General features: G+C 71.8%; 22 protein-coding genes. 8 read left to right on the plus strand and 14 right to left on the minus strand.

Annotation, left to right across the window (positions count from 1 at the left end; translation table 11 throughout):
* Position 1: 1 nt before the first annotated feature.
* The 6 genes from AC4IHM_RS04695 to AC4IHM_RS04720 all read right to left on the minus strand — a co-directional run bounded on the left by AC4IHM_RS04695 (position 2) and on the right by AC4IHM_RS04720 (position 6,743).
* On the minus strand, positions 2-1,021 hold the full coding sequence (locus AC4IHM_RS04695) for an ABC transporter permease (protein WP_490865815.1): 1,020 nt from the start codon (positions 1,019-1,021) through the stop codon (positions 2-4).
* A complete protein-coding gene (locus AC4IHM_RS04700; RefSeq protein ID WP_490865816.1) occupies positions 1,018-2,535 on the minus strand; it encodes a sugar ABC transporter ATP-binding protein in 1,518 nt (505 codons plus the stop codon). The genes AC4IHM_RS04695 and AC4IHM_RS04700 overlap by 4 nt, the downstream gene beginning before the upstream one ends.
* Before the next feature lie 87 nt (positions 2,536-2,622).
* Complete coding sequence (locus tag AC4IHM_RS04705; protein WP_490870763.1) at positions 2,623-3,804, minus strand: ROK family transcriptional regulator; 1,182 nt, start codon at positions 3,802-3,804, stop codon at positions 2,623-2,625.
* A gap of 394 nt (positions 3,805-4,198) precedes the next feature.
* Positions 4,199-5,146: a beta-ketoacyl-ACP synthase III gene (locus tag AC4IHM_RS04710; RefSeq protein WP_490865817.1), complete on the minus strand. Its 948-nt coding sequence runs from the start codon at positions 5,144-5,146 to the stop codon at positions 4,199-4,201.
* A gap of 144 nt (positions 5,147-5,290) precedes the next feature.
* Positions 5,291-5,434: an MFS transporter small subunit gene (locus AC4IHM_RS04715; protein WP_490865818.1), complete on the minus strand. Its 144-nt coding sequence runs from the start codon at positions 5,432-5,434 to the stop codon at positions 5,291-5,293.
* Positions 5,403-6,743 carry an OFA family MFS transporter gene (locus AC4IHM_RS04720; RefSeq protein ID WP_490865819.1) on the minus strand — a complete coding sequence of 447 codons (1,341 nt, stop codon included), beginning with the start codon at positions 6,741-6,743 and terminating at the stop codon, positions 5,403-5,405. Before AC4IHM_RS04720 ends, AC4IHM_RS04715 begins: the two co-directional genes overlap by 32 nt.
* Before the next feature lie 242 nt (positions 6,744-6,985).
* On the opposite strand from AC4IHM_RS04720, the gene fdhD reads away from it, so the two are divergent.
* Positions 6,986-7,834: a formate dehydrogenase accessory sulfurtransferase FdhD gene (fdhD, locus tag AC4IHM_RS04725; protein WP_490865820.1), complete on the plus strand. Its 849-nt coding sequence runs from the start codon at positions 6,986-6,988 to the stop codon at positions 7,832-7,834.
* A gap of 40 nt (positions 7,835-7,874) precedes the next feature.
* On the opposite strand, the gene AC4IHM_RS04730 is transcribed toward fdhD, so the two are convergent.
* Positions 7,875-8,903, minus strand: a complete 1,029-nt coding sequence (locus tag AC4IHM_RS04730) for a bile acid:sodium symporter family protein (protein ID WP_490865821.1) — start codon at positions 8,901-8,903, stop codon at positions 7,875-7,877.
* Positions 8,904-9,041: 138 nt separating this feature from the next.
* Between AC4IHM_RS04730 and AC4IHM_RS04735 the strand changes: the two genes are divergently transcribed.
* The 3 genes from AC4IHM_RS04735 to AC4IHM_RS04745 all read left to right on the plus strand — a co-directional run bounded on the left by AC4IHM_RS04735 (position 9,042) and on the right by AC4IHM_RS04745 (position 13,018).
* Positions 9,042-9,923: a LysR substrate-binding domain-containing protein gene (locus AC4IHM_RS04735; RefSeq protein ID WP_490865822.1), complete on the plus strand. Its 882-nt coding sequence runs from the start codon at positions 9,042-9,044 to the stop codon at positions 9,921-9,923.
* Positions 9,924-10,271: 348 nt separating this feature from the next.
* A complete protein-coding gene (locus AC4IHM_RS04740) occupies positions 10,272-12,098 on the plus strand; it encodes an AMP-dependent synthetase/ligase (protein WP_490865823.1) in 1,827 nt (608 codons plus the stop codon).
* An 83-nt stretch (positions 12,099-12,181) separates the two neighbouring features.
* The gene (locus AC4IHM_RS04745; protein WP_490865824.1) at positions 12,182-13,018 is read left to right on the plus strand and encodes an aldo/keto reductase; all 837 of its coding nucleotides are present in this window, start codon (positions 12,182-12,184) and stop codon (positions 13,016-13,018) included.
* Between the two features lie 69 nt (positions 13,019-13,087).
* Here AC4IHM_RS04745 and AC4IHM_RS04750 read toward each other — a convergent pair whose 3' ends face one another.
* Entirely contained in the window at positions 13,088-14,815 is a 1,728-nt protein-coding gene (locus AC4IHM_RS04750) for a glycoside hydrolase family 6 protein (RefSeq protein WP_490865825.1), read from the minus strand.
* Between the two features lie 588 nt (positions 14,816-15,403).
* Here AC4IHM_RS04750 and AC4IHM_RS04755 point away from each other — a divergent pair.
* Complete coding sequence (locus AC4IHM_RS04755) at positions 15,404-15,811, plus strand: hypothetical protein (RefSeq protein WP_490865826.1); 408 nt, start codon at positions 15,404-15,406, stop codon at positions 15,809-15,811.
* A 76-nt stretch (positions 15,812-15,887) separates the two neighbouring features.
* Here AC4IHM_RS04755 and AC4IHM_RS04760 read toward each other — a convergent pair whose 3' ends face one another.
* From AC4IHM_RS04760 to AC4IHM_RS04770, 3 genes are read right to left on the minus strand one after another with little or no spacing between them, the layout of a single operon-like run.
* Complete coding sequence (locus AC4IHM_RS04760; RefSeq protein WP_490865827.1) at positions 15,888-17,762, minus strand: rhamnogalacturonan lyase; 1,875 nt, start codon at positions 17,760-17,762, stop codon at positions 15,888-15,890.
* A 37-nt stretch (positions 17,763-17,799) separates the two neighbouring features.
* On the minus strand, positions 17,800-18,579 hold the full coding sequence (locus AC4IHM_RS04765) for a class I SAM-dependent methyltransferase (protein WP_490865828.1): 780 nt from the start codon (positions 18,577-18,579) through the stop codon (positions 17,800-17,802).
* Positions 18,580-18,583: 4 nt separating this feature from the next.
* A complete protein-coding gene (locus AC4IHM_RS04770; RefSeq protein WP_490865829.1) occupies positions 18,584-18,889 on the minus strand; it encodes a 4a-hydroxytetrahydrobiopterin dehydratase in 306 nt (101 codons plus the stop codon).
* An 88-nt stretch (positions 18,890-18,977) separates the two neighbouring features.
* Here AC4IHM_RS04770 and AC4IHM_RS04775 point away from each other — a divergent pair, with 88 nt between their 5' ends.
* The 3 genes from AC4IHM_RS04775 (at position 18,978) to narJ (ending at position 21,480) form a co-directional block, all read left to right on the plus strand.
* On the plus strand, positions 18,978-19,793 hold the full coding sequence (locus tag AC4IHM_RS04775) for a helix-turn-helix domain-containing protein (RefSeq protein ID WP_490865830.1): 816 nt from the start codon (positions 18,978-18,980) through the stop codon (positions 19,791-19,793).
* A gap of 120 nt (positions 19,794-19,913) precedes the next feature.
* Entirely contained in the window at positions 19,914-20,777 is an 864-nt protein-coding gene (locus AC4IHM_RS04780; protein ID WP_490865831.1) for a Sco1979 family transcriptional regulator, read from the plus strand.
* A gap of 208 nt (positions 20,778-20,985) precedes the next feature.
* Positions 20,986-21,480: a nitrate reductase molybdenum cofactor assembly chaperone gene (gene narJ / locus AC4IHM_RS04785; RefSeq protein ID WP_490865832.1), complete on the plus strand. Its 495-nt coding sequence runs from the start codon at positions 20,986-20,988 to the stop codon at positions 21,478-21,480.
* A 33-nt stretch (positions 21,481-21,513) separates the two neighbouring features.
* On the opposite strand, the gene AC4IHM_RS04790 is transcribed toward narJ, so the two are convergent.
* The 3 genes from AC4IHM_RS04790 to AC4IHM_RS04800 form a co-directional block, all read right to left on the minus strand.
* Positions 21,514-21,942: an OsmC family protein gene (locus tag AC4IHM_RS04790; RefSeq protein ID WP_490865833.1), complete on the minus strand. Its 429-nt coding sequence runs from the start codon at positions 21,940-21,942 to the stop codon at positions 21,514-21,516.
* Positions 21,943-22,028: 86 nt separating this feature from the next.
* Positions 22,029-23,840, minus strand: a complete 1,812-nt coding sequence (locus AC4IHM_RS04795) for a vWA domain-containing protein (protein ID WP_490865834.1) — start codon at positions 23,838-23,840, stop codon at positions 22,029-22,031.
* Complete coding sequence (locus tag AC4IHM_RS04800) at positions 23,837-24,898, minus strand: ATP-binding protein (RefSeq protein WP_490865835.1); 1,062 nt, start codon at positions 24,896-24,898, stop codon at positions 23,837-23,839. The genes AC4IHM_RS04795 and AC4IHM_RS04800 overlap by 4 nt, the downstream gene beginning before the upstream one ends.
* Positions 24,899-24,970: the final 72 nt, after the last annotated feature.

Below are 24,970 nucleotides of genomic sequence, written 5' to 3' on the forward strand. Positions count from 1 at the left end.
CTCAGTGCGTGCTTGCGGTACGGCGCTGGACCAGCACGGCGGCGACGATGATCGCGCCCTTGGCGATCTGCTGGACGTCGCTCTGCAGGTTGTTGAGGGCGAAGATGTTGGTGATGGTGGTGAAGATCAGGACGCCGAGCACGGAGCCGAGGATGTGGCCCCGGCCGCCGGTCAGCAGGGTGCCGCCGATGATCGCGGCGGCGATGGCGTCGAGTTCGTAGAGGTTGCCGTTGGTGTTCTGGCCGGAGCCGGCCAGGACGATCAGCAGGAAGGCGGCGATGCCGCAGCACAGCCCGGACAGCAGGTAGAGGTAGAGGCGTTGGCGGCGTACGTCGATGCCGGCCAGCCGGGCGGCCTCCGCGTTGCCGCCGACGGCGACGGTGCGGCGTCCGAAGGTGGTCCGGTTGAGCACCAGCCAGCCGATGACGGTGACGGCCGCGAACACCAGGACCAGCGGCGGGATGCCGAGGAGGTAGGAGTCGCGCTCGCCGAGGTCCAGGACGCTGGGGATGGTGACGACCTGGGTCCGGCCGTCGGTGATCTGGAGCGCGAGGCCGCGCGCCGAGGCCAGCATGGCGAGGGTGGCGATGAACGGGACCATCCCGCCGAACGCGATGAGCACCCCGTTGACCAGTCCGCAGCCCACCCCGACCACGATCGCCGTGAAGAGGATGCCCAGGAAGCCGTACTCCTGGGTGGCGACCGTGGTCGCCCACACCGAGGCCAGGGCGACGATGGCGCCGACGGACAGGTCGATGCCGCCGGAGACGATGACGAAGGTCATGCCGACGGTGACGACGCCGATCACCGAGGCCTGGGTGAGCACCAGTTGGAGGTTGCGGGTGTCGAGGAACGCGTCGGGCTGGGTGATGCCGCCGATGAGGACCAGCACGGCGAGCACGCCGAGCAGGGTGAGGGTGCGGACGTCGGCTCGGGCGGTCAGGCTCCGCCAGGCGGGCGGTTCCTCGACCGGTGCCGCCTTGCCGGTGCCGCCCCGTGGCGGGGACACGTGCTGCGTCATGACGCCGGGCTTCCTTCCATCACGAGGTCGAGTACGCGGTGTTCGTCGAGGTCGCGGGCGGGGGCCTCGTGCACGACGCGGCCCTCGCGCAGCACCAGCACGCGGTCGGCGAGGCCCAGTACCTCGGGCACCTCGCTGGAGACCAGCAGGACGGCGAGGCCCTCGTCGGCGAGGCGGCGGATGACCGCGTACAACTCGGCGCGGGCGCCCACGTCGACGCCGCGGGTGGGTTCGTCGAGCAGCAGGACCCGGCAGCCGCGCAGCAGCCAGCGGGCCAGGACCGCCTTTTGCTGGTTGCCGCCGGAGAGGGTGCGCACCGGCACGGAGGGGTTGTCGGGCCGCAGCGAGAGTTCGCGGGTCGCCGCGCGGGCGGCACCCAGTTCGGCGCCGCGGTCGATCCAGCCTCCGCGTGAGAAGCGGGACATGGCGGAGACCGACACATTGCGGGTGACGGACTCCAGCATCAGCAGGGCCTGCGCCTTGCGCTCCTCGGGGGCGAGTCCGAGCCCGGCGCGCACGGCGGCGCGCACACTGCCCGGCCTCAGTGGGCGCCCGTCGACGAGGACCTGGCCACCGGTCGCCTTGCGGGCGCCGTAGACCGTCTCCAGGATCTCGGAGCGGCCGGAGCCGACGAGACCGGCGAGCCCGACGATCTCCCCGGGGCGGATCTCCAGGTCCAGGGAGGCGAACTCGCCCTCCCTGCTGAGTCCTTGGACGCTCAGCACGGGCTGGCCCGCAGGCGGTGCGGCCGGCCGGTCCGGGAAGACGTACTCGACGTTGCGGCCGGTCATCAGCGCCACCACCTCGCGGGTCGGCGTCGACTCGGCGGGCAGCCCGCCGGCGACGGCCCGGCCGTCCTTGAGGACGGTGACCCGGTCGCCGATGCGGCGGATCTCCTCCAGGCGGTGCGAGATGTAGACGACGGCGACACCGTCGGCGGTGAGGTCGGCGACGATGCGGAAGAGGTTGTCGACCTCGTCCGGGTCGAGCGCGGCGGACGGCTCGTCCATCACGATCAGCCGTACGTCGTGCGAGAGCGCCCGCGCCATGGACACGATCTGCTGCTGCGCCGCCGAGAGGTCCCCGACCAGCCGTCCGGGATGGACCTCGGGATGCCCGAGTCGCTTGAGCAGCCGGGCCGTCGACGCTCGCGCCGCCCTGCCCCGTACGACGAAGCCGGCGGCGGTCGGTTCGTGGCCCAGGTGGACGTTCTCGGCGACCGACAGGTGCTCGACGAGGTCGAGTTCCTGGTAGATGGTGGCGATGCCGAGGCGCATGGCGGCAATGGGCGAGCGCAGGGTGACCTCCTCGCCGCGCCAGCGGATGGTGCCGGTGTCGGGCTGGTGGGCGCCGGCCAGCACCTTGATGAGGGTGGACTTCCCGGCTCCGTTCTGGCCGAGCAGGCAGTGCACCTCGCCGGCCTGGACGTCGAGGTCGACGCCGTCCAGGGCCCGGACTCCGGGGAACGACTTGGTGATGCCGGACATACTGAGCAGCGGTGGTTCTGGTGCCATGTGAGGTCCCCTCGGCGGGCGGGCGGGCCGGTGTCAGGGCAGAGCGGGGCAGGGCGCCGTACTTGTGAGGCCGGAACCGGGTGGTTCCTACGCGGGTGAGAACAGGTGGTCGCTGATCAGCCGGGCCGCGCCGATGACTCCGGCGGTGGGACCCAACTCCCCCAGGACGATGGGCAGGTTGCCGGTCGCCAGCGGCAGCGACTGGCGGTAGACCTGGGTACGGATCGCGGCGAGCAGGTTGTGGCCGAGGCCGGTCACCCCGCCGCCGATCACCACCAGGCCCGGGTTGAAGAAGCTGACCAGGCCGGCGATGACCTGGCCGGTGCTGCGGCCGCCCTCCCGGATCAGGTCGAGCGCGGTGGCGTCGCCCGCGGCGGCCGCGGCGGCGACATCGGCGGCGCTGAGGCCCCCGTTCGCCTCCAGCCGGTTCGCGAGTTCGGCCGACAGGCCCTGCTGGGCGGCCTCGGTGGCGTCGCGGGCCAGGGCCGCGCCGCTGAAGTGGGCTTCAAGGCAGCCCCGGTTGCCGCAGGCGCACGGGCGGCCGTCGGGCACGGCCTGGATGTGTCCGATGTCGCCCGCGCTGCCGGTGGTGCCGCGGTAGACGTCACCGCCGACGACGATGCCGCAGCCGATGCCGGTGCCGATCTTGACGACGAGAAAGTCGTGCTGGGTGCGGGCGACGCCCGCGTGCTGCTCCCCCAGCGCCATCAGGTTCACGTCGTTGTCGACCATGACCGGGCAGCCGAGTTCCTGGCTGAGCGCCTCCCGTACGGGGAAGCCGTCCCAGCCCGGCATGATCGGCGGAGCCACCGGCACACCCTCCGGGAAGCGGACCGGCCCCGGGACGCCGATGCCGGCGCCGTCGAAGCCCTCCGCGAGCCCCGAGGCCCGCAACTTGGCGGCCATGGACAGTACTTGCTCGAAGACCGCGACCGGTCCCTCACGTACGTCCATGGGCTGGTTGATGTGCCCGAGGATCTCCAGCTCGGCGTTGGTGACGGCGACGTCGACCGAGGTCGCGCCGATGTCGACGCCGAGGAAGCGCAGTTCGGGGTTGAGGCGGATGTTGTGGCTGCGGCGTCCGCCGCGCGAGGCGGCGAGCCCGTCGGCCACGACAAGGCCCGTCTCCAGCAGCCGGTCCACCTCCACGGCCAGTTTGGACCGGGAGAGGTCGACCTGGTCGCCGAGCTGAGCACGGGAGTTGGGCCCTGCGTCACGCAACAGCCGGAGCAGTCGCGCCTGGTGGGCGTTGGCGGGGCGCGCGGTCATGCGTCTCACGAACCCCTCCCCGCCTCAATCGGCCTTGAGTGTGCCGGTTTCCGGCCACGTCCCTGGCTTGCTTTCGGAGGGAACGTAGCAGTGGGCGCCGGGTGTGGGAAGAAGTCACGCATGAATTGCTGCGAACTTTCTCCACTGAGTGGACAAAGAAGCGCACGGCGTTCGCGGGACCGGGACGCGACGAGGCCGCCCGGCCGTGGCGCCGGGCGGCCTCTGGACCCGCCTTTGACCTTACGATTCTTACGATTCCTCGCGCTCGTGGCAGCAGTGGCGGGTGTGCTCGGTGCTCTCGTGCATCAGCCGCGCCGGCTGCCTGGACACCCCGGGGTGACCGGCGAGTTCGCTCTCGGCGGGCCGCGTCACATCGCGGGGTGGGCCGGGGCGTTCAGGGGCAGCGGACGACCTGTCCGGCGTAGGAGAGGTTGCCGCCGAAGCCGAAGAGCAGCACCGGGTCGCCGGTGGCGATCTCGCCCCGCTCCACCAGCTTGGACAGGGCCAGGGGGATGCTCGCCGCGGAGGTGTTGCCGGACTCGACGACATCGCGGGCGACGACGGCGTTGACGGCGCCGATCTTCGCGGCGAGGGGTTCGATGATGCGCAGGTTCGCCTGGTGCAGGACGACCGCGGCGAGGTCGGCCGGTTCCAGCCCGGAGCGCTCGCAGGCCTGGCGCGCGATGGCGGGCAGCCGCGTGGTCGCCCAGCGGTAGACGCTCTGCCCCTCCTGCGCGAACCTCGGCGGCGTGCCCTCGATGCGGACCGCGTTGCCCATCTCGGGCACCGAGCCCCACAGCACGGGCCCGATGCCCGCCTCCTCGCCCGGCGCGCAGGCCTCCACGACGGCGGCCCCCGCCCCGTCGCCGACCAGCACGCAGGTGGTGCGGTCGGTCCAGTCGGTGACCTCGGACATCTTGTCCGCGCCGATGACCAGTGCCCGGCCCGACGAGCCGGCCCGCACGGCGTGGTCGGCGGTGGCCAGGGCGTGGGTGAAGCCCGCGCAGACGACGTTGACGTCCAGTGCGGCGGGTCCGGGGATGCCGAGGCGGGCCGCGACGCGGGCGGCGGTGTTCGGGGAGCGGTCGATCGCGGTGGAGGTGGCGACCAGCACCAGGTCCACGTCGGCGGGTGTCAGCCCGGCCGCCGCGAGCGCCTTGGCGGCGGCGTGGCCGGCCAGCTCGTCGACCGGCTCGTCGGGGCCGGCGATCCGGCGGGACCGGATGCCCACCCGGCTCCTGATCCACTCGTCGCTGGTGTCGACCATGCCGGCCAGGTCCTCGTTGGTGAGAGTCCCGGCGGGCTGGTAGTGGCCGACGGCGGTGATGCGGGAACCGTGCATGGGTGGAGTCCTCGCTGCCTCGGGTACGGGATCCACCAGTGTGATCAGTGACCGACGGGTACGACGGCAGGTGATGTGACAGGAAACGGGCGCCCGCCTTGTCGGCTTCGGTCAGCACCGGGCGCCCGCCCCCTCCCTCGTCCCTCAGCCGGTGAAGAGCTGGGTCGCCTTGCGGACGAGTTCGTACAGCCCGTAGGCGAGCGGTGCGCCCACCCAGAGCCAGGTGAAGGCGATCAGTGGCCGCCGGTCGGGCGAGTCAGGCGGACTCTGGCTGCTGTCGTCGGACATCGTTGCCCTCCTTCGGTGCGGGGGCCGCGGGAATGTGGTGGCGGTCGTGGACGGGACGGATGAGTTCGTTGGCGACGAAGCCGACCACGAGCAGCCCGATCATGATGAGGAAGGACGTGCCGTACAGGGCCGAGCCGTGCCGTCCGGCCTCCTCCTGCCGGTCGGCGATCCAGTTCACGATCAGCGGCCCGAGGACGCCGGCGAGGGACCAGGCGGTGAGCAGCCGCCCGTGGATCGCGCCGACCTGGTAGGTGCCGAAGAGGTCCTTGAGGTAGGCGGGCGCCGTGGCGAAACCGCCGCCGTAGAAGGACAGGACGACCAGGGCGCACAGGACGAACAACGGTTTGGAGGAGTCGCCGAACAGGGCGATCAGCGTGTACATCACCGCGCCGACGCCGAGGTAGACGCGGTAGATGTTCTTGCGTCCGATCAGGTCGGAGGTGGAGGACCAGCCGATCCGGCCCGCCATGTTGGCCGCCGACAGCAGGGCGACGAAGCCCGCGGCGGCGGTCACCGACACCGGCGTGGAGGTGTCGGCGAAGAAGTCCGTGATCATCGGCGCGGCCTTCTCCAGGATGCCGATGCCGGCCGTGACGTTCATGCAGAGCACGATCCACAGCAGCCAGAACTGCGGGGTGCGCAGGGCGCCGCGCGCCGAGACCTGGACGCCTTCGAGGGGCACGGGTCTGCCGTCCGCCCGTTCCCTGGGGCGGGGCACCCGCACGAGCAGCACGCCCAGCAGCATGAAGACGGCGTACGTCAGCCCGTGCACGAGGAAGGCGAGCGCGATCCCCGAGTTGTCGGTGCCGAAGGACTCCAGCATCTGGGCCGACCAGGGCGAGGCGATGAGCGCGCCGCCGCCGAAACCCATGATGGCGATTCCGGTGGCCATGCCCGGCCGGTCCGGGAACCACTTGATCAGTGTGGAGACGGGCGAGATGTAGCCGATGCCGAGGCCGATCCCGCCGACGAAGCCGTAGCCGAAGACGATCAGCCAGTACTGCTCCACGGCGGCGCCGAGCGCGGAGAGCAGGAAGCCGGACGAGAAGCAGATGAGGGCGACGGTCATCGCCCAGCGCGGCCCGTGCCGTTCCACGAGCGTGCCGCCGAACGCGGCCGACAGCCCGAGCATGACGATGCCGAGCTGGAAGGGGAGCGCGCTCTGCGTGCCGCTGAGGCCGAGCGCGGACTCGAGGGGCGGTTTGAACACGGACCAGGCGTAGGCCTGGCCGATGGAGAGGTGGACCGAGAGTGCGGCCGGGGGAACGAGCCAGCGGCTCCAGCCCGGGGGTGCGACGGGGGGACTCATGGGTCCCCAACCGTAGGGATCAGGACAGCGCTTGAGAAGACTGTTGAGCAGACAACTACGGGCGTCGCACAAAGCCTTACCGCCTGCGAGCCCGGCCGCGGGGTCCCGGCACGGTGTCCGGGGCTCGGCGAGGCGGTGCGGTCGGGCGGTGCGGCGGGACCTCGGGCGCGGTGGGCCGGGGCCTCGTGCTCCGCGTGCGGGACAATGGGGGCGGCCACCGGTACGTACAGGACGGGACGGACATGGGACGAGTCACGGAACGACGCAAGGTGATCCGCGTACGGGACGGCGCGGTCTCCACCCGCCCGGACACGCTCGTCGCCGAGGAGCCGCTGGAGATCCGGCTGAACGGCAAGCCGCTCGCGATCACGATGCGCACCCCGGGCGACGACTTCGCGCTGGCGGCCGGTTTCCTGGTCAGCGAGGGGGTGCTCGCCGAGGGGACAGACCTCCAGAGCATCGTGTACTGCGCCGGCGCCACCGTCGACGGCTCCAACTCCTACAACGTGGTCGACGTGCGGACCGCCCCCGGCGTGCGGATCCCGGACATCACCCTGGAGCGGAACGTCTACACCACCTCGTCCTGCGGCCTGTGCGGCAAGGCGAGCCTGGACGCGGTGCGTACGACGGCCCGCTGGCCCATCGCCGACACTCCCCCGGTCCGGGTCGCCCCGGAGCTGCTGGCAGTCCTGCCCGACCGGCTGCGCGCCGCCCAGCGGGTCTTCGACCGCACCGGCGGCCTGCACGCGGCGGCGCTGTTCACCGAGGACGGCGAGCTGGTCGACGTACGGGAGGACGTGGGCCGGCACAACGCGGTCGACAAGCTGGTGGGCCGCGCCGTGCAGCAGGGGAACCTGCCGCTGTCCCGGTCCGTCCTGCTGGTGTCGGGCCGGGCCTCCTTCGAGCTGGCGCAGAAGGCCGTGATGGCGGGCATTCCGGTGCTGGCCGCGGTGTCGGCGCCGTCCTCCCTCGCGGTGGACCTGGCCGCCGAGACCGGGCTGACGCTGGTGGGCTTCCTGCGCGGCAGCTCCATGAACGTGTACGCGGGCGAGGACCGCGTCGCCCTGCGCGCCCCGGCCACCCGGGGCTGACCCGCCCTCCCGGGGCACGGCGGCGGGTCCCGCCCGGGGCTCAGCCGGCGCGCGGCGCGGTGCGGGCGGCCGTGTGTGGCGTGGCGGCCGGTTCGGGCGGCCCGGGGTCGTGGGCCCGGCGTTTGGCGATGACCGCGCAGACCATGAGCTGCATCTGGTGGAAGAGCATCAGCGGCAGCACGGCCAGCGAGGCGTGGGCGCCGAACAGGACGCTCGCCATCGGCAGTCCGGCGGCCAGGGACTTCTTCGACCCGGCGAACTGGATCGCGATCCGGTCCTCCCGGCCGAAGCCGAGGCCCTTGGCCCCGTACCAGGTCAGCAGCAGCATCACGGCGAGCAGCACGGCCTCCACGGCCAGCAGGCCGGCCAGCCGCAGCGGGCCGACCTGGTGCCAGATGCCCCGCACCATGCCCTCGCTGAACGCGGTGTAGACGACGAGGAGGATCGAGCCGCGGTCGACGAGCCCGAGCACCTTCCTGTGCCGGACGAGGAACCCTCCGATCCAGCGGCGCAACACCTGCCCGGCGACGAACGGCACCAGCAGTTGCAGCACGATCTTCAGCACCGAGTCGGCGGAGAAGCCGCCCCCGCTGTTGCCCAGCAGGGCGGCGCCCAGCAGCGGTGTGACGACGATCCCCACCAGTGAGGAGAAGGAGCCGGCGCAGATCGCGGCGGGCACGTTGCCGCGGGCGATGGAGGTGAAGGCGATCGAGGACTGGATGGTCGAGGGGACCAGGGTGAGGAAGAGCAGCCCTTGGTAGAGCGGGTCGGTCAGCAGGACCGGGACGAGTCCGCGCGACGCCAGCCCGAGCAGCGGGAAGGCAACGAAGGTGCAGGCCAGCACGGTGACATGGAGCCGCCAGTGGCGCAGTCCGTCCATCGCCTCCCGGGTGGAGAGCCGGGCGCCGTAAAGGAAGAAGAGGAACGCGATCGCGGTGGTGGAGGCGCCGGAGGCGATGTCCGCGCCCGTGCCGCGGGCCGGCAGCAGCGCCGCGAGGCCCACCGTCCCGAGCAGCAGCAGGATGTACGGATCGATCGGTGTCCGGCGCGGCCGTCGCAGGCGTTTCACGGTGCTCCACATGCTCGTTCACTCTTGAGGGGACACGGTTCCCGGCTCCATGCTGCTCCCTGACCGAGCGATCGGGAATCCGGTATACCGCTCTGACTGTCATCACGTTTCGTGATGGAACCGGGTAGCGTGGGGCGCGTGTACGACCCCTCTCATCTGCGTACGTTCCTGTCGGTGGCCCAGACGCTCAGCTTCACGCAGGCCGCCCGGCGCCTCGGGCTGCGCCAGTCGACGGTGAGCCAGCACGTGCGGCGCCTGGAGGACGCCACCGGACGGCAGCTGTTCAGCCGCGACACGCACTCCGTGCAGCTGACCGAGGACGGGGAGGCCATGCTCGGGTTCGCGCGCCGGATCCTGGAGGTGCACGAGCAGGCCACGGCCTTCTTCGCCGGCACCCGGCTGCGCGGGCGGCTGCGGTTCGGGGCGTCCGAGGACTTCGTGCTGACCCGGCTGCCGGAGATCCTGGAGGGTTTCCGGCACGACCATCCCGAGGTCGACCTGGAGCTGACGGTGGAGCTTTCGGGCACCCTGCACGAGCAGTTGGCCGCCGGGAAGCTCGACCTGGTGCTGGCCAAGCGGCGGCCGCAGGACCCGCGGGGCGAGCCGGTGTGGCGCGACCGGCTGGTGTGGATCGGCGCGGAGCGGCTGCGTGTCGAGCCGGACCGTCCGGTGCCGCTCATCGTCTACCCGCCCCCGGGCATCAGCCGTGCGCTGGCGCTGGACGCCTTGCAGCGGCAGGGCCGCGAGTGGCGCATCGCGTGCACCAGCGGCAGCCTCAACGGTCTGATCGCCGCCGCCCGCGCGGGCCTGGGCGTGATGGCGCACTCACGGGGACTCGTCCCGCCCGGCCTGGTACGGGTGCCGGACCGGGCCGGGCTGCCCGAGCTGGGCCGGGTCGACTTCGTGCTGGTGCACGGCCGGCGCCACCCCGGCGCGCAGGGCGCCGCGGACGCGCTGGCCTCGGCGATCCTGGCGGGCGGCGACCGGCTGCACCGGCCTCAGCGCACGGGCGTCGGATAGGCGGGCTGCTCGACCCCGCGCGGGAACGGGGACATCTCCACGTGCCGGACACCCTCCGGCCGGCCGGACCGAACGCTCCGGGACGCCCGGACCGAAGGCGGACACGACGGCTCCGACCACCGCGTACCGGCGGTAAGCGGGTCGTACAGATTCGGTGGAGATTACGCCACCGAACCTTGCCCAACCCTCGGGAAACTGTCCGACCCTGCCCCATGTGAGCGCATTTCCTCTCGCTGACCAGCGCGAACACACACGCCGCGCGCTCTTGGCGCCGCTGCCGTCCCCGCTCTGGGTGGGGTAGCTTTCACCGCGCTGTACGGGGGTGTCATCGGAAGCGGGGAGCGGGGTTTGCGCGAGTTCACCAGTCCTCCGTTGGCGTCGGCACCCCCGGTGGGCGGTCTGGCCGACGTGGTCTTCCAGCACGCCCAGGACGATCCGCGGCACATCGCACTCGGCCGCAAGGACGACGCCGGTCAGTGGCGGGACGTCACCGCGGGCGCCTTCCGCGACGAGGTGCTGGCCCTCGCCAAGGGGCTGCTGGCCCAGGGCGTCCGCTTCGGCGACCGGGTCGCCGTCATGTCCCGCACCCGCTACGAGTGGACGCTCTTCGACTTCGCCCTGTGGACGATCGGCGCCCAGGTGGTGCCCGTCTACCCGACCTCCTCGGCCGAGCAGTGCCTGTGGATGCTGTACGACGCCGAGGTGAGCGCCGCGGTCGTCGAGCACGAGGACCACGCGATGACGATCGCCACCGTCATCGACCGGCTGCCGCACCTGCGCGGCCTGTGGCAGCTCGACTCCGGCGCCGTACAGGAGCTGTACGAAGCGGGCGCCCACCTCGACGACGAGGTGGTGCACCGGCACCGCGAGGCGGTCACGCCCGACTCGGTCGCCACGATCATCTACACCTCGGGCACCACGGGACGGCCCAAGGGCTGCGTGCTGACGCACGGCAACTTCATGTACGAGGCGGACACCGTCATCGAGCGCTGGGAGCCGGTGTTCCACTCCAAGCGGGGCGACGAGGCGGCGACCCTGCTGTTCCTGCCGCTGGCGCACGTCTTCGGCCGGATGGTGGAGGTCGCGGCGATCCGCGGCCGGGTCCGCTTCGGCCACCAGCCGCAGCTGAACGCCGGCGCGCTGCTGCCCGATCTGGCCGCCTTCCGGCCGACGTTCATCCTGGCCGTGCCGTACATCTTCGAGAAGGTGTTCAACGCGGCCCGGCGCAAGGCCGAGAAGGAGGGCAAGGCCGGTCCCTTCGAAAAGGCCGTCGACCTGGCCGTGAAGTACGCGGAGGCGGGAGAGGCGAAGGCCTGGGGCATCGGGCCCGGCCCGTCGGCGGCGCTGCGCATGCAGCACCAGTTCTTCGACAAGGTCGTCTACGCCAAGGTGCGGGCCGCGATGGGCGGGCGCATCCGCAACGCCATGTCGGGCGGCTCCGCGATGGACCGGCGGCTGGGGCTGTTCTTCGCGGGCGCGGGCGTGCAGATCTACGAGGGCTACGGACTGACCGAGTCCACGGCGGCGGCCACCGCCAATCCGCCCGAGCACACCCGCTACGGCACCGTGGGCCGGCCCGTGCCGGGCGTCACCGTGCACATCGCGGACGACGGCGAGATCTGGCTGAAGGGCGACAACGTCTTCCAGGGCTACCTCAACAACCCCAAGGCGACCGACGAGACCCTGCACGACGGCTGGCTGGCCACCGGCGACCTGGGCGCGCTGGACGAGGACGGCTACCTCACCATCACCGGCCGCAAGAAGGAGATCCTGGTCACCTCCGGCGGCAAGAGCGTCTCCCCGGGGCTCCTGGAGGAGCGCGTGCGCGACCATCCGCTGGTCAACCAGTGCATCGTCGTCGGCAACGACCGCCCCTACGTCGCCGCGCTCATCACCCTCGACCAGGAGGCGGTCGAGCACTGGCTGACGATGCGCGACAAGCCGCGGATGCCCTCGGCCCAACTGGTGCACGACGCCGATCTGGAGACGGAGGTGCGGCGCGCGGTCGTCGCGGCCAACACGCTCGTCTCGCAGGCCGAGTCGATCCGGACCTTCCGCATCCTGGCCCAGCCGTTCACCGAGGAGCACGGGCTGCTCACGCCCTCGCTGAAACTGAAGCGCAAGGCCATAGAGAACGCCTACGGTACTGAGGTCGCCGCGCTGTACACGGCGTGAGTTCGACGGTCAGGAATGCAAGACGGCTCGTGATCGTTGACGATATGCGTACCACCTGACCACAACCGAAGGATCACAAGCTCGTGAGCAGCAAGGTCCCCCCGATCATCCTGAACAACGGCGTCGAGATGCCCCAGCTGGGCTTCGGCGTCTGGCAGGTGCCGGACGACGAGGCCGCCACGGCCGTCGGCCAGGCACTGGAGGCCGGGTACCGCAGCATCGACACAGCGGCGATCTACGGCAATGAAGAGGGCACCGGCAGGGCGCTCGCCGCATCCGGCGTGCCCCGCGAGGAACTCTTCGTCACCACCAAGCTCTGGAACCGGGACCAGGGGTACGACTCGACCCTCCGCGCCTTCGACACCTCGCTGGCGAAGCTGGGCCTTGAGTACCTGGACCTCTACCTGATCCACTGGCCCATGCCGGCCAAGGAGCGGTATGTCGACACGTACAGGGCGTTCGAGAAGCTGTACGCCGACGGCCGGGTCCGGGCGATCGGTGTGTCCAACTTCCTGCCGGAGCACCTGGAGCGGCTGATCGCCGAGACCTCGGTGATCCCGGCCGTCAACCAGATCGAGCTGCACCCGCACCTTCAGCAGCTCGCCGCCCGCGAATACCACGCGGAGCAGGGCATCGCCACCGAGGCCTGGTCCCCGCTCGGCTCCGGCAAGGGCATCCTGGAGATCCCGGCGATCGTCGCGATTGCCCAGAAGCACGGGCGCACCCCGGCCCAGGTCGTGCTGCGCTGGCACCTCCAGCTGGGCAACGTGGTGATCCCGAAGTCCGTGACGCCGTCCCGGATCGAGGAGAACATCGACGTGTTCGGCTTCGCCCTGGACATCGAGGACCTCGCGGCGATCAGCGCGCTGAACGAGGACCGGCGGCTGGGGTCCGACCCCGCCGAGGTCAACAGCGAGTGACACGCCGTTGGCGTGCGGGGCCCGGTCGGCAGGCCGGGCCCCGACGGCGTCACCGACGCGGAATCCCGCTCACGACAGCGGCGGGTAGGCGTTCCTCATCAGCTCCTGGAACTGGGCGGAGAACCAGTGCCCGGACACCGGGGCGTTGGCCAGGGCGCCCGAAGGGCTGTTGCCGTTGCGCGCGTTGCCCTCGTAGGTGGGGTCGCACATCCGGTCGAAGCCCTTGCCCTCGTCGTTGTCGATCGCCTCGCTCGCCCCGTCGGACTCGCCCGGCGGCTTCATCCACACGTAGGCGTCGATCCCCGCGGCGGGGCCGGCCTGCGGACGCTCGCCGAGGCCGGCTCCCGACTGGTTGCACCAGTTGCCGAGGTGGATACGGCGGTCGTAGCGTCCGCCGTCCACGTAGGCGTCGACGCTGGTCTGCGGGCCGGGACCGGCGGGCCGTGCCGTGCCGCCCCAGCCGTTGCGGGAGGTGTCGATCAGCATGCCGATGCCCGGGTCGAAGCCCTTGGCGACCAGCTCGCCGCGGAAGGCCTGGGCGAAGGACAGCTCGTCCACGTACCGGTTCCAGTCGACCCACTTCGACTGGCGCACGGACGTGCCGTTGACATTGTCGTCGATGCCGAAGTTGTTCTCCTTGAGGGCGCTGTAGTTGGCGGTGTTGGTGATGAAGCCCTGCACGTCGCCGACGGTGGCGCCCTCGGCGGTCGCGGCCTGCTTGATCACGTCGGCGCTGGCGCCGAAGTTGTCGTCCCAGCCGATCCAGCCGTGGTGGCCGGCGTCGACGTAGTTGTAGACGTTGGGCACGTCGCCCAGTTGGCCCAGGGCGTAGCCGACGCCCTTCACGTAGTTGCCGTTGGCCTTCATCGTGTCGCACTCGGGGGTGGCCGTCTCACGGCTGCCGGTGTTGGTGACGAGGTTGGGCAGCGAGTCGATCTCGATGGTGGTGACGATCCGCAGCGAGGCGTACTTGGAGTCGCCGAGGATCTCCTTGATCGGGTCGATGTACTCGGTCTTGTACCGGTCGATCTCCGTCGGGCCCAGTTCGCCGTTGGAGGCGAGGGCGGAGCAGTCGCGTCCGGGCAGGTTGTAGACGACGAGCTGGATCACCATCTCGCCGGAGCCCTTCTGGGCCAGCGCCGCGTCCAGGTGGTCGCGCAGGCCCATGCCGCCGTTGACGCCCTCGATGGCGGCGGTCCGGTCGAGCCACACACCGGTGGGCTGGTCGGCGATGCGTGCGCCGCCGGGCTCGGCGGCGGCCCTCGCGGACCACTCGGGGTTCACGTAGACCTTGGCGCCGTCGTAGGGGTTGTCCACCCGGGCGGTGGGCCCGGTGGGGTCGTTCGGCTCCGTCGGGTCGGTGGGGTCGGTGGGGCCGCCGTCGACGTTGCAGGTCACGCCGTTGAGGGTGAAGGCGGCCGGGATCGCGTTGGTGCCGCTGTAGGTGGCCTGGAAGCCGAAGCTCGCCGAACCGCCCGTGGACAGGGTGCCGTTGTGCGACTCGTTGGCCGCGGTGACGGCGGCACCGCTCTGGGTGATCCGGGCGTTCCAGCCGCCGGTGACCTTCTGGTCGCCGGCGTACGTCCAGCCGAGCGACCACACGGAGGTGGCCGCCGCGTTGTTGGTGACGGTCACGGCCGCGGTGAATCCGCTGCCCCAGTCGTTCTGCACCTCGTAGTCGACGGTGCAGGGGGCGGCCGCCGCGCCGGCGTCCGCGGACGGGGCGGCGAAGGCCGTGCCGGAGGCCCCGGCGACCAGTGCCAGGGCGGCGAGCATCGCGATTCTGCTACGGGTCATGAGTGCGGGTTCCTTCTTTCGTGGGGGTGCGGGTGCTGTCGTCCGGGGCCGCGCCCATCGGGTGCGGCCCGCTGCCGGACGGCATGGGGGTGCCGTCCGTACGGAGGTCAGGAACGGCCCGCGGGCACGGGGGAATCACCCGGGGGAGGTGCGGACCGGCACGCCGGCCGACGACGCGTCGGACGGGCCGCGACTGCGGCCGGGAGTCCTGAACGCGGAAGGTGGAGCGGGGGGTGTCGCATGAGCGACTCCTTGCAGTCCGGGCGCGTCGCGAGGGACACGCCGACTGATGGAACCGCTCCCACTGGTCCAGCGAAAGTAGCGCCAAGTGACCGAGAAGAACAGAGGAGTTACCGACTTTCCTCCGGCTCGCACTGTCGAATCTTTTCGACTCTTCACACATCTTGACCGCCCCGGACCCGCTCTCCACTATGGGAGCGCTCCCACTGGTTCAAGGCTTGCCGCCCCTCCCCCACACCTCCCCGAGCCGCAAGGAGTCCCCGCAGGTGGTCCACTTCCGACCGAAGTCCCCGGCGCCGTGATATCCGGCGACCCGGCCGACACGCGAGGCGCATAGAATCCGGTCCCATGTCGAAGCCTGACGAGCTGATCGTTGACATCGCCGCCCTTGTGGAGTCCGGGCGGAGCAGTCAGATGTCCCTGACCGTGGTCACCGGAGGTGCGGTCATCACCGGCCGCCTGGCTCCCGAAGCCGTGTGGCGGCAGCGGGTGTCGGAGGTACTGACGGGTTCCTCCCGCCTCGGGGAGTTCTCCGCCGTCTTCAACACCCCCGACTCCGCGCTCTCCGACGGGAACGAGCCCGAGAAGCCCGAGAAGCCCGAGAAGCAGGACGGCCCGCCCACGCATCTGCACTTCCATGTCGCCCGCATCCTGCAAGGTCCGGTGGGGATCCCGGAGACGGGGGGCATGTACCGCGTGGCGATCGAGGACGTGAGCGCCTGGACCGTGGGCGACTTCAGCTACTCCGACCACTGACCCGCTGCCGCGCCGGGATGCCCTGCGGCACCCCGGCGCGGCTGCGGCCGTTCCGGACGGTCCGGCGGTCAGCGGCTCACGGTGTGTAGACCGTCGGCCTCGGTGCCGTCGCCATGCCGCCACCGAGGAAGAAGCTCGGGTGCGGCGGCTGGTTGTAGGCGGTGTTCTGCCAGGCCAGGGCCGTGCGGTACTGGGTGTCGTGCAGGAGGGTCGTGATGCGGGTGTCCGTGTCGTACGGGGTGGAGTAGATCCGCAGGGCCGTGTTGTTGGTGGTGCGCCAGACGACCTCCTCGCGCCAGTCGCCGAGGATGTCGCCCGCCAGGACCGGAGTGGCCTTGGTGCCGTTGTTGGAGGCGACGCCCGAGCCGGTGAGCAGGCGGGTGTCGCCGGAGGTGCCGTACTTGTCGATGTGGGTGTCGTCGAGGAGTTCGCGGACCGGGTCGCCGTCCCACCAGGACAGGAAGTTGGCGCTTGAGGGCTTGCGGGCGGCGACGACCGTGCCCCTGGGGTCGCGGATGCCGCTGTCGGCCGACGACCAGGACTCGGCGCCCGCGCTGCCCGCCCAGATGTCGCCGGAGACGCCCCGGCCGTTGTCGCCGTTCGCGGGGGTGGACCAGATGATCTGGCCCGTGCGCGCGTCCGCCATCCACGACGAGGGCTTGGAGCCGTCCTCGTCGACCTTGAACTCCTCCAGACCCGCGCGGGACAGGTCGAGGTCGCCGACGTGCATGGCGTCGCCGTGGCCGTTCCTCGTGGTCCACAGGGCGTTGCCGTTGTCGTCGACGGCCATCGCACCGTAGACGATCTCGTCCCTGCCGTCGCCGTCGACGTCCGCGACGGAGAGCTGGTGGTTGCCCTGGCCGTCGTAGCCCCTGCCGGTGTTGGTGGAGGAGTTGGTGTCGAAGGTCCACCGGTGGGTGAAGGCGCCGCCCCGCCAGTCCCAGGCGGCGATCACCGTACGGGTGTAGTAGCCGCGCGCCATGATCAGGGAGGGGCGTGAGCCGTCCAGGTACGCCGTGCCCGCCAGGAAGCGGTCGACGCGGTTGCCGTAGGAGTCGCCCCAGGAGGAGACCGTGCCCCGGGCGGGGACGTAGTCGACGGTGCCCATCGCCCTGCCGGTCCGGCCGTTGAACATCGTCAGGTACTCGGGGCCGGACAGCACGTAGCCGGAGGGGTCTCGGTAGTCGGCCGAGGAGCTGCCGATCACCGCGCCGGTGCCGTCCGTGCTGCCGTCGGCGGTCTTCATGGCGACCTCGGCCCTGCCGTCGCCGTCGTAGTCGTACACCTGGAACTGCGTGTAGTGGGCGCCCGAGCGGATGTTGCGGCCCAGGTCGACGCGCCACAGCCGGGTGCCGTCGAGCCTGACGCCGTCGACGATCGTGTTGCCCGTGTATCCGGACTGCGCGTTGTCCTTGGCGTTGGTGGGCTGCCACTTGAGGACGATGTCGAGGGCGCCGTCGCCGTCGAGGTCGCCGACGGAGGCGTCGTTGGCCTCGTAGGTGTAGGAGACGCCGTCGGGTGTGGTGCCGCCGGACGGCGGGCTGACGGGCACGTCCTTGTAGCCGGCCCGGAACTGGATCGCGTGGACCGAGTCGCCCTGCTCGGTGCCGGCCACGACCGCGCGGACGGTGTAGTCGGCCGTGGCCGGTGCGTCGGAGTGGAAGTAGGTGGTGGAGCCGGTGACGGGACTGGCGTTGACCTTGGTGCCGGCCCGGTAGACGTTGAACGAGACGTTGTCCGGGTCGGTGCCCAGCCAGCGCCAGCTGACCAGGTTGCCGTCGTCGGTGTGGACGCTGACCACGCCCCGGTCGAGGGCCTCGGCCTGCCGTGTGGTGGCGGCCTCGGCGGTGTCGGGTGCGAGCGTCGTCAGACCCGCGCCGACCAGGGCCGCGGCGGCGAGGGTGGCGGCCAGGACGAGCGGGCGTCTGCGGTGCGTGCGGGGATGCCTCACGGGACGAACCTCCTGGAGGACGGATGGGTTCCGCCCCTCAGTCGCCGCCCGGGACGGGCGGGTTGCCGCCCCCGGCCCGCTGCTTCGTGAACGCCCGCAGGGAGAAGACGGGGTCGGGCCGGGGCCGGTCCTGGTCCGGCAGTGCCATGAGCCGGGTGGCGAAGTGGTCCGCGCGCGGGTCGCCGGGCGGCAGCGCGGCGAACCAGCCGCGTCGCAGGTCGGCGACGGTGCGGCGAGGGCTGCGGCCCTGGCCGTGGCCGGTGAAGCGGGCCCGGCCCGCCGGGACCAGGCCGTGCGCGCGGGCGTAGGACTCGACGAGGTCGGCGGTGTCGTGGACGGTGCTGGGCGGCCGGGAGGCGAGCACGGCGTCGATGTCGCTGCCCACATTGTGCGAGGCGCCCTTGTCGACCGTGGTCACATACACCCCGCCGGGCCGCAGCACGCGGGCGCACTCGCCGACGATCGCCCGCGCGGTCTCCGCGCTGCCCGCCAGATGCAGCAGCCAGACACTGCTGACGGCGTCGAACTCCCCGTCCCGGAAAGGCAGTCGGCGGCTGTCGGCGAGCACGACCGCGCCGGGCAGCCGGGCGACGGCGCGCCGTGCCATGCCGGGGGACAGGTCGACGCCGGTCACGCGCAGGCCGTCCCGCGCGGCGGCGAGCCGCCTGGTGACGATGCCGGTGCCGCAGGCGACGTCGAGCAGGCTGCCCGTCCGCGGGGGGACGAGGCTCAGCACGGCCTGTGCGGCGGCGACGGCCCGGGGCTCGCCGCCGCGGTGTGCGTCGTACCCTTCCGCTTCCCTGTCGTAGTCGAGCACCCTTTCAGTGTGCCCCGTGACCGGCGGCCAGATCCTCCACTCTGCGGGCCAGTTCGAAGTCCTTCTCGGTGACGGCACCGCCGGCGCTGTGGGTGTGCACGGCCAGGGAGACCGTGTCGTACCCGAGGGTGAGGTCCGAGTGGTGGCCGAGTTCCTCCTGCACCTGGGCGATGTGCACGACCATCGCGGTCGCCGCGAAGTGCGAGCCGAGCCGGTAGGAGCGGGTGAGGCGGCCGGCGTCCAGGGACCAGCCGGGCAGCTCGGTCAGCCGTTCCTCGCTCTCCTGGTGCGGCAGCGGTTCGACGGGCATGGGCGGCGCTCCTTCGCTGGGCGTCGGGTATCTCCTCAGCCTGCCACGGCGCGGCCGGCGCGGGCCTTCGTCGACTACCGTTCGGCGTATGACCGCACTCATGTCCGCCACCGCCTCCAGTGCCCCGGGCGTGGGCCCGCTGCTGCGGGCCTGGCGGGAGCGGCGGCGGGTCAGCCAGCTGGAGCTGGCGCTGCGCGCCGACTCCTCCGCCCGGCACATCAGCTTCGTCGAGACGGGCCGCTCCCGGCCGAGCGAGGAGATGGTGCTGCGCCTCGCCGAGCACCTGGACATCCCCGTACGGGAGCGCAACGCGCTGCTGCTCGCGGCCGGTTACGCCCCGCGCTACCCACAGACCCCGCTGGACGACCCCGCGCTGGAGGCCGTGCGCGAGGGCGTGGAGCGGCTGATCCGGGGCTACGAGCCCTATCCGGCGCTCGTCGTCGACGCGTCGTACCAGGTGCTGGCGGCCAACCGGGGCATCACGACGCTGCTGGACGGCCTCCCGGCGCGTCTGCTCGCCCCACCCCTGAACGCGATGCGGCTGACCCTGCACCCGGAGGGCCTGGCGCCGCGCATCCGCAATCTGCGCGAGTGGCGCGGGCACCTGCTGGCGCAGATGGAACGGCAGATCGCCCTGCACCGCTCGGAGCCGCTGCGGGCGCTGTACGAGGAGGTCGCGGCCTATCCCGCGCCGGACACCGCGCCGCACGAGGAGCCGGACGAACCGGTGCCGCACTTCGCGCTGCCGATGCGGATCGAGCACGGGGGCCGGACCCTGTCGTTCGTCTCGTCCATCTCCACCTTCAACACACCGATGGACGTGACCGTCGCCGAGCTGGCCATCGAGACGCTGCTCCCGGCCGATCCCGCCACGGCCGAGCATCTGCACACACTGCTGTCCTGACGCCAGATCGATTCCGGCCGAACGGGTGGCTGATGAGGTTGATCCACGACCACCCCTGTGAGACTGACAGAGGAACATGACAGACTGCGGTGTGACTTGGGCGCGTTGGGGAGGCGTGGCGTGAGCGAGCGGCGGGCCGCACCCACCGTGGGCCAGGTGGTCCTCGGCAGGCGGTTGCAGGAATTGCGGGAGCGGGCGGGCCTCAGACGCGAGGAGGCCGCCAAGGTGCTGCGGGTGGCCCCGGCGACCGTGCGGCGCATGGAGACGGCCGAGGTCGCGTTGAAGATCCCGTACGTCCAGATCCTGCTGACGACGTACGGGGTCGCCTCGGACGAGGTCTCGGCGTTCGTCGCGCTCGCCGAGGAGGCGAACCAGCCGGGCTGGTGGCAGCGGTACCACGACGTGCTGCCGGACTGGTTCAGCATGTACGTGAGCCTGGAGGGCGCCGCGCGCATCGTCCGCTCCTACGAGCCGCACTTCGTCCCCGGGCTGTTGCAGACCGAGGACTACGCGCGCTCGGTCCTGGCGGCCGGGACGATCGGGAACGCCGGTCAGGACGCGGTCGAGCGCCATGTCTCCCTGCGCATGGAGCGCCAGCGGCTGCTGGAGCGCCCTGACCCGCCCCATCTGTGGGTGGTGATGGACGAGACGGTGCTGCGCCGCCCGGTGAGCATCCACGGCCGGGTGATGCGCGAACAGCTCGACAAGCTGCTGGAGTTCGCGTCCCGGGACCGGGTGACGTTGCAGGTCGCCGAGTTCGAGGACGGGCCGCATCCCGGGACGTACGCGCCCTTCACGCTGTTCCGGTTCGCGGAGCCCGAGCTGCCCGACATGGTCTTCACGGAGTATCTGACGGGTGCCTTGTACCTGGACTCCCGTGAGGAGGTCTCCGCGCACCTGGAGGTCCTGGACCACATGACGGCGCGTGCCGCCTCGACCCAGCGCACCGAGAAGGTCCTGCGCGAGTACCGCGAGAACTACTGATCCGGCGGCGGTGCGGGCGGGGCAGCCCTGTGTCCTGACCCGTACGGGCGCGGCGAGCGGGTGCGTTCCCGTGCCCGCGCCTGGGTTCGAAGGCCGGGGCGAGCAAGGGAGCGCACGTGACCGGCACGCGGACACCCGCGGGCCGTCCGATGCGGGTCCTCGAGAACTTCCGCGTCCCGCGCCGCCGACGAGAGGGAGGCCTGATCCCATGCCCGGGTTCGAGGTGCTGTACCAGGCGGCGGCGCTCTGTCTGACCTACCCCGACGAGGACTTCCGCGCCCGGCTGCCGCTGCTGCGCGAGGCGGCGCCGCAGTTGCGTCCCTTCACCGACCACGCGGCCGTGACCCGTCAGGACGCACTCCAGGCGCACTACGTGGAGGTCTTCGACCGCGGGAACCGGCACAGCCTGTACCTGAGCCGGTGGAGCGACGGCGACACCAGCGACCGCGGGATGTCGCCGGCCCGCTTCGGGGAGCTGTACCGCGCGCACGGCCTGGAGTTCACCGGCGAGGAGGTGCCGGACTTCCTGCCTGCGGTGCTGGAGTTCGCCTCGCGCACCGGGGAGACCGGCATGCTCACCGAGCACCGCGACGCCCTCGGCCGGCTCCGCTCCCGGCTCACCGCCTTCGGCACGCCCTACGCGGGCGTCCTGGACGCGGTGTGCGCGACCCTGCCGCCCGCGCCCTCGGGAACCCGCCGCTGACCGTCGCGCGCGGGCTCCCGAGCAGGCGCGGCCCTAGCCCGCGAGCTTCGCCGTCAGGGTGATGCTGGTGCCGGAGAGCGCCTGGCTGACCGGGCAGTTCTTCTTGGCGTCCTCGGCGGCGGCGGTGAACGCGTCCTCGTCGAGGCCGGGGACGGTGCCCTCCACGGTGAGGTGGATGCCCTTGATGCCCTCACCGGGCTGGAAGGTGACGTCGGCGGAGGTGACGAGCTTGGTGGGCGGGGTGCCGGCGCCGGTGAGGCCGTGCGACAGCGCCATGGAGAAGCAGCTGGAGTGGGCGGCGGCGATCAGCTCCTCCGGGCTGGTCCTGCCGTTCGCCTCCTCGGCGCGCGACGGCCACGACACGGGCTGCTCGCCGATGCCGGACGAGTCGAAGGTGACGACACCGTTGCCCTTGAGCAGGTTGCCTTCCCAGACGGTGTGTGCGGAGCGCGTGGTTGCCACGGCGAATCCTTTCGAATTCTCTTGCTGTACTGGGGCGGTGGGAGTCCGTGTCCGGGTTCCCGCCCCCCATCCGATCACACTCCGGCTCAGCTCACCCGGAAGACCGGCCCCCGGGCGGTGAACGGCAGCCGTGCGCCCGGCGGGATCAGATAGGCGTGCTCGCGCCGCACCCGCAGTACGTCGCACCAGCCGTCGGTGATGACCAGGACCGGCGCGGCGGGCGGGAAGTCGTCGGCGCGCAGCAGCAGATCGACACCGGGCTGCAGGGCGGTGCCGCCGCGGCCGTGCACCCGCACCCGGCCGGCGATGTCCGTCACCGGCAGGTAGCCGGCGTCGTGCGCCGCCGCGTCGCAGAAGACGACGCGGGCGGCGGGCACGTCGCGGGCCTCGGCGTAGGAGGCGATCGCACCGAGGGCCTTGCCGAGCAGGGTGCTGTCCATGGAGCCGGAGGTGTCCAGGACGACGCCGAAGGTGCAGCGGGCGACCTCCTCGGGCGGGAAGTACCGCCCGGCGCGCGGGATCTCGGGGGTGGCCGCCTGGCGCCGGGAGGGACGCGCGTAGGACCGTACGGGCTCGGGGCGGGGCACGAACTCGTCGAACCAGCGGGCGAGCCGGGCGTCCCAGGGCAGCGGTGGATGGCTGAGGGTGCGGATCTCCTGGACGAGGCCGCCGGGCAGATGGCCGCGCTCCTGGCGCCGGTGCAGGTCGAGGCCCTGCACGAGGCTCCGGCGGTAGAAGCCGTCGAGGTCGGCGTGGTCGCAGGGCGGGCCGAGCGGGCCGCCGAGGACGTCGCCGACGCCCTTGCCACGCGGGGTGGACAGGCGGCGCACGCGGCGCGGGTCGGCGGCGATGCGGTCGTAGACCTCCTCGGCGGACAGAGCGGCCAGCCCCGGGTCGTACAGCAGTCCCTCGGGCATGGTGCCGACGTCCATCTCGACGAGCCAGCCGTTGATGACGTAGTCGCAGGCGACGTTGAAGAGGTACGGGTCGCGGGTGCCGCGGCGCTCGCCGTGGCGCAGGGCGGCGTGCAGCATCTCGTGGGCCAGGATGAAACGCCATTCCTCGTCGTCGAAGCGGCGCAGCGGGTTGACGTAGATCTCGCCGGCCTCGGGGTTGACGGCGGCGACGGAGATGCCGTGGGCGCGGGCCAGTTCGGCGTCGGCGACGAGGGTGATGCCGGAGGCGACAGCGCCGAGGAGCGGGTAGGAGGAGACGAACCAGCTGAGGGCCTGCTGCCAGGGGCGCAGACGGGTGGGGCCGCCGTGCATGCCGTCGCGCCGGCCGCCCGCGAGGTCGAGCGCGGTGGACATGGTGCGGGTCAGCGCGGTGGCGAAGGCGAGCTGCCAGTCGGGGGCCTGTCCGTTCCAGCGGTCCCAGGGCACGAGGAGCTGGTCGGGCTCGCCGCCGGCGGTGCCGCAGTGCTCGTACGCGGTCGGGATGCCGCCCGCGCGGCGCCAGGCGGCGGCGATCTGCTCCTCGTCGCCGTCCGGGTAGGCCGGCGGCAGGCCGTCGGGGGTGCGGCCGACGGGGAAGGTCTGCAAGAAGCGGTTGACGACGACGCAGCGGGCGGCGAGGTCGTACCGGTCGGGCTGGACGCGCTCACCGGTCGCGGCGGGTACGTGGCCGAAGCCGAGGTGGATGAGGGCGTGCGCGACGGCCCAGGCCCATTCGACGGGCTCGGCGTGGCGGGTGGGGTGCAGATGGATCCCGCCGTCGGAGGTGACGCGGACGAGTCCCTGCCGGGGCGCGACCGCGCACTCCTCCTCCCGGCACGGCCTGACCTCCATGGCGGCGAGCGCCGGGTTGGCCCAGGCCAGCCGCACGCCCTCGGCGCAGTCCTCGGCGGCCGGGTCCTTCTTGCGCTGTCTCTTGTGCTGCTGTCCGCGGGCGCGGCTCATCGGCGGGCCTCCACCAGCCGGGGCATGTCGCGGGCGGCCTCGACGAGGAACCAGGCGGGCAGCACCGGATTGCCGTCGTCGTCGGAGGCGATGACGCTCTGGGCGACCTCGACGGATATCTCGGCGAGCTGTACGAGCAGCGACTTGGCGCGGTAGGCGGTCTGGCGGCCGTTCGCCGACATGTGCTCCTTGCTCGCGGGCAGTTCCTTGACCAGCCGGCCGCGGAAGGACTCGGCGAGGTAGTAGAGCAGGTCGCGGTCCTGGAGGCGGTGGGGCCAGCGGGCCTCTCCCTTGAGGATCGCCTCGATGCCGAACCGGCTGCGGACGATCTTGACGTAGCCGCAGAAGGCGGTGGCGTGCGCGGGGGTCAGCGTGCCGTGCGCGAGGACGTCCAGGGTCTTCTCGTCGAGGTCCTGCCCGAAGGAGTGCAGGGCGTCGGAGAGCATGTGCCAGGAGCGCGGGGTGGAGAAGGGCTCCTCGGTCTTGGGCGGCTTGGACCACAGGTGGTCGGGGCGGTCGGTGAGGTGGTCCGTGATCCAGGGGTGGATGCCGTTCTCCCCGGCCCAGACCAGCCAGTCCTTCGCGGAGGCGTCCAGGTGGACGTGGGTGAGGCGGTTGACCAGCGCGGAGGCGATGGGGCGGGCGAGGGCGTTGTCGGTGGCGCGGTTGCCGGCGCCGATGACGATGGAGCCCTCGGGCAGCTCGTAGTTGCCGATGCGGCGGTCCAGGATGAGCGAGTAGAACGCCTTCTGCACGTCCGGGGTGGCCGCGTTCAGCTCGTCGAGGAACAGGCAGTACGGCTCGTCGCGGGCGATGGCCTCGGGCGGGCAGAACACCGAGCGCCCGTCGCGGATCTGCGGTACGCCGATCAGGTCCTCGGGCGCCAGCTGGGTGCCGAGCAGGCTCACACACTCCAGGCCCAGCGAGTCGGCGAACTTCCTGACCAGGGAGGACTTGCCGATGCCGGGTGCGCCCCACAGGAAGACCGGCCGCACGGTGGCGAGGCCGAGCAGCAGTTCCGGGAGGCGGGCGGGAGTGACGGTGACGGCTGCCTGCACGCAGGGGCTCCTTGGGAGGTTCTCAGGAGGTGGCTGGCCCCAGTGTGGGCGCCCCGGTCCCGGCGCGCAGCC

Source organism: Streptomyces sp. SL06, assembly GCF_058244745.1.

Excerpts from the sequence above, each read along its gene's own strand:
- AC4IHM_RS04695 (WP_490865815.1), bottom strand. The coding sequence starts at position 1,021 with ATGACGCAGCACGTGTCCCCGCCACGGGGCGGCACCGGCAAGGCGGCA.
- AC4IHM_RS04700 (WP_490865816.1), bottom strand. The coding sequence starts at position 2,535 with ATGGCACCAGAACCACCGCTGCTCAGTATGTCCGGCATCACCAAGTCG.
- AC4IHM_RS04705 (WP_490870763.1), bottom strand. The coding sequence starts at position 3,804 with ATGACCGCGCGCCCCGCCAACGCCCACCAGGCGCGACTGCTCCGGCTG.
- AC4IHM_RS04710 (WP_490865817.1), bottom strand. The coding sequence starts at position 5,146 with ATGCACGGTTCCCGCATCACCGCCGTCGGCCACTACCAGCCCGCCGGG.
- AC4IHM_RS04715 (WP_490865818.1), bottom strand. The coding sequence starts at position 5,434 with ATGTCCGACGACAGCAGCCAGAGTCCGCCTGACTCGCCCGACCGGCGG.
- AC4IHM_RS04720 (WP_490865819.1), bottom strand. The coding sequence starts at position 6,743 with ATGAGTCCCCCCGTCGCACCCCCGGGCTGGAGCCGCTGGCTCGTTCCC.
- fdhD (WP_490865820.1), top strand. The coding sequence starts at position 6,986 with ATGGGACGAGTCACGGAACGACGCAAGGTGATCCGCGTACGGGACGGC.
- AC4IHM_RS04750 (WP_490865825.1), bottom strand. The coding sequence starts at position 14,815 with ATGACCCGTAGCAGAATCGCGATGCTCGCCGCCCTGGCACTGGTCGCC.
- AC4IHM_RS04755 (WP_490865826.1), top strand. The coding sequence starts at position 15,404 with ATGTCGAAGCCTGACGAGCTGATCGTTGACATCGCCGCCCTTGTGGAG.
- AC4IHM_RS04770 (WP_490865829.1), bottom strand. The coding sequence starts at position 18,889 with ATGCCCGTCGAACCGCTGCCGCACCAGGAGAGCGAGGAACGGCTGACC.
- AC4IHM_RS04775 (WP_490865830.1), top strand. The coding sequence starts at position 18,978 with ATGACCGCACTCATGTCCGCCACCGCCTCCAGTGCCCCGGGCGTGGGC.
- narJ (WP_490865832.1), top strand. The coding sequence starts at position 20,986 with ATGCCCGGGTTCGAGGTGCTGTACCAGGCGGCGGCGCTCTGTCTGACC.
- AC4IHM_RS04795 (WP_490865834.1), bottom strand. The coding sequence starts at position 23,840 with ATGAGCCGCGCCCGCGGACAGCAGCACAAGAGACAGCGCAAGAAGGAC.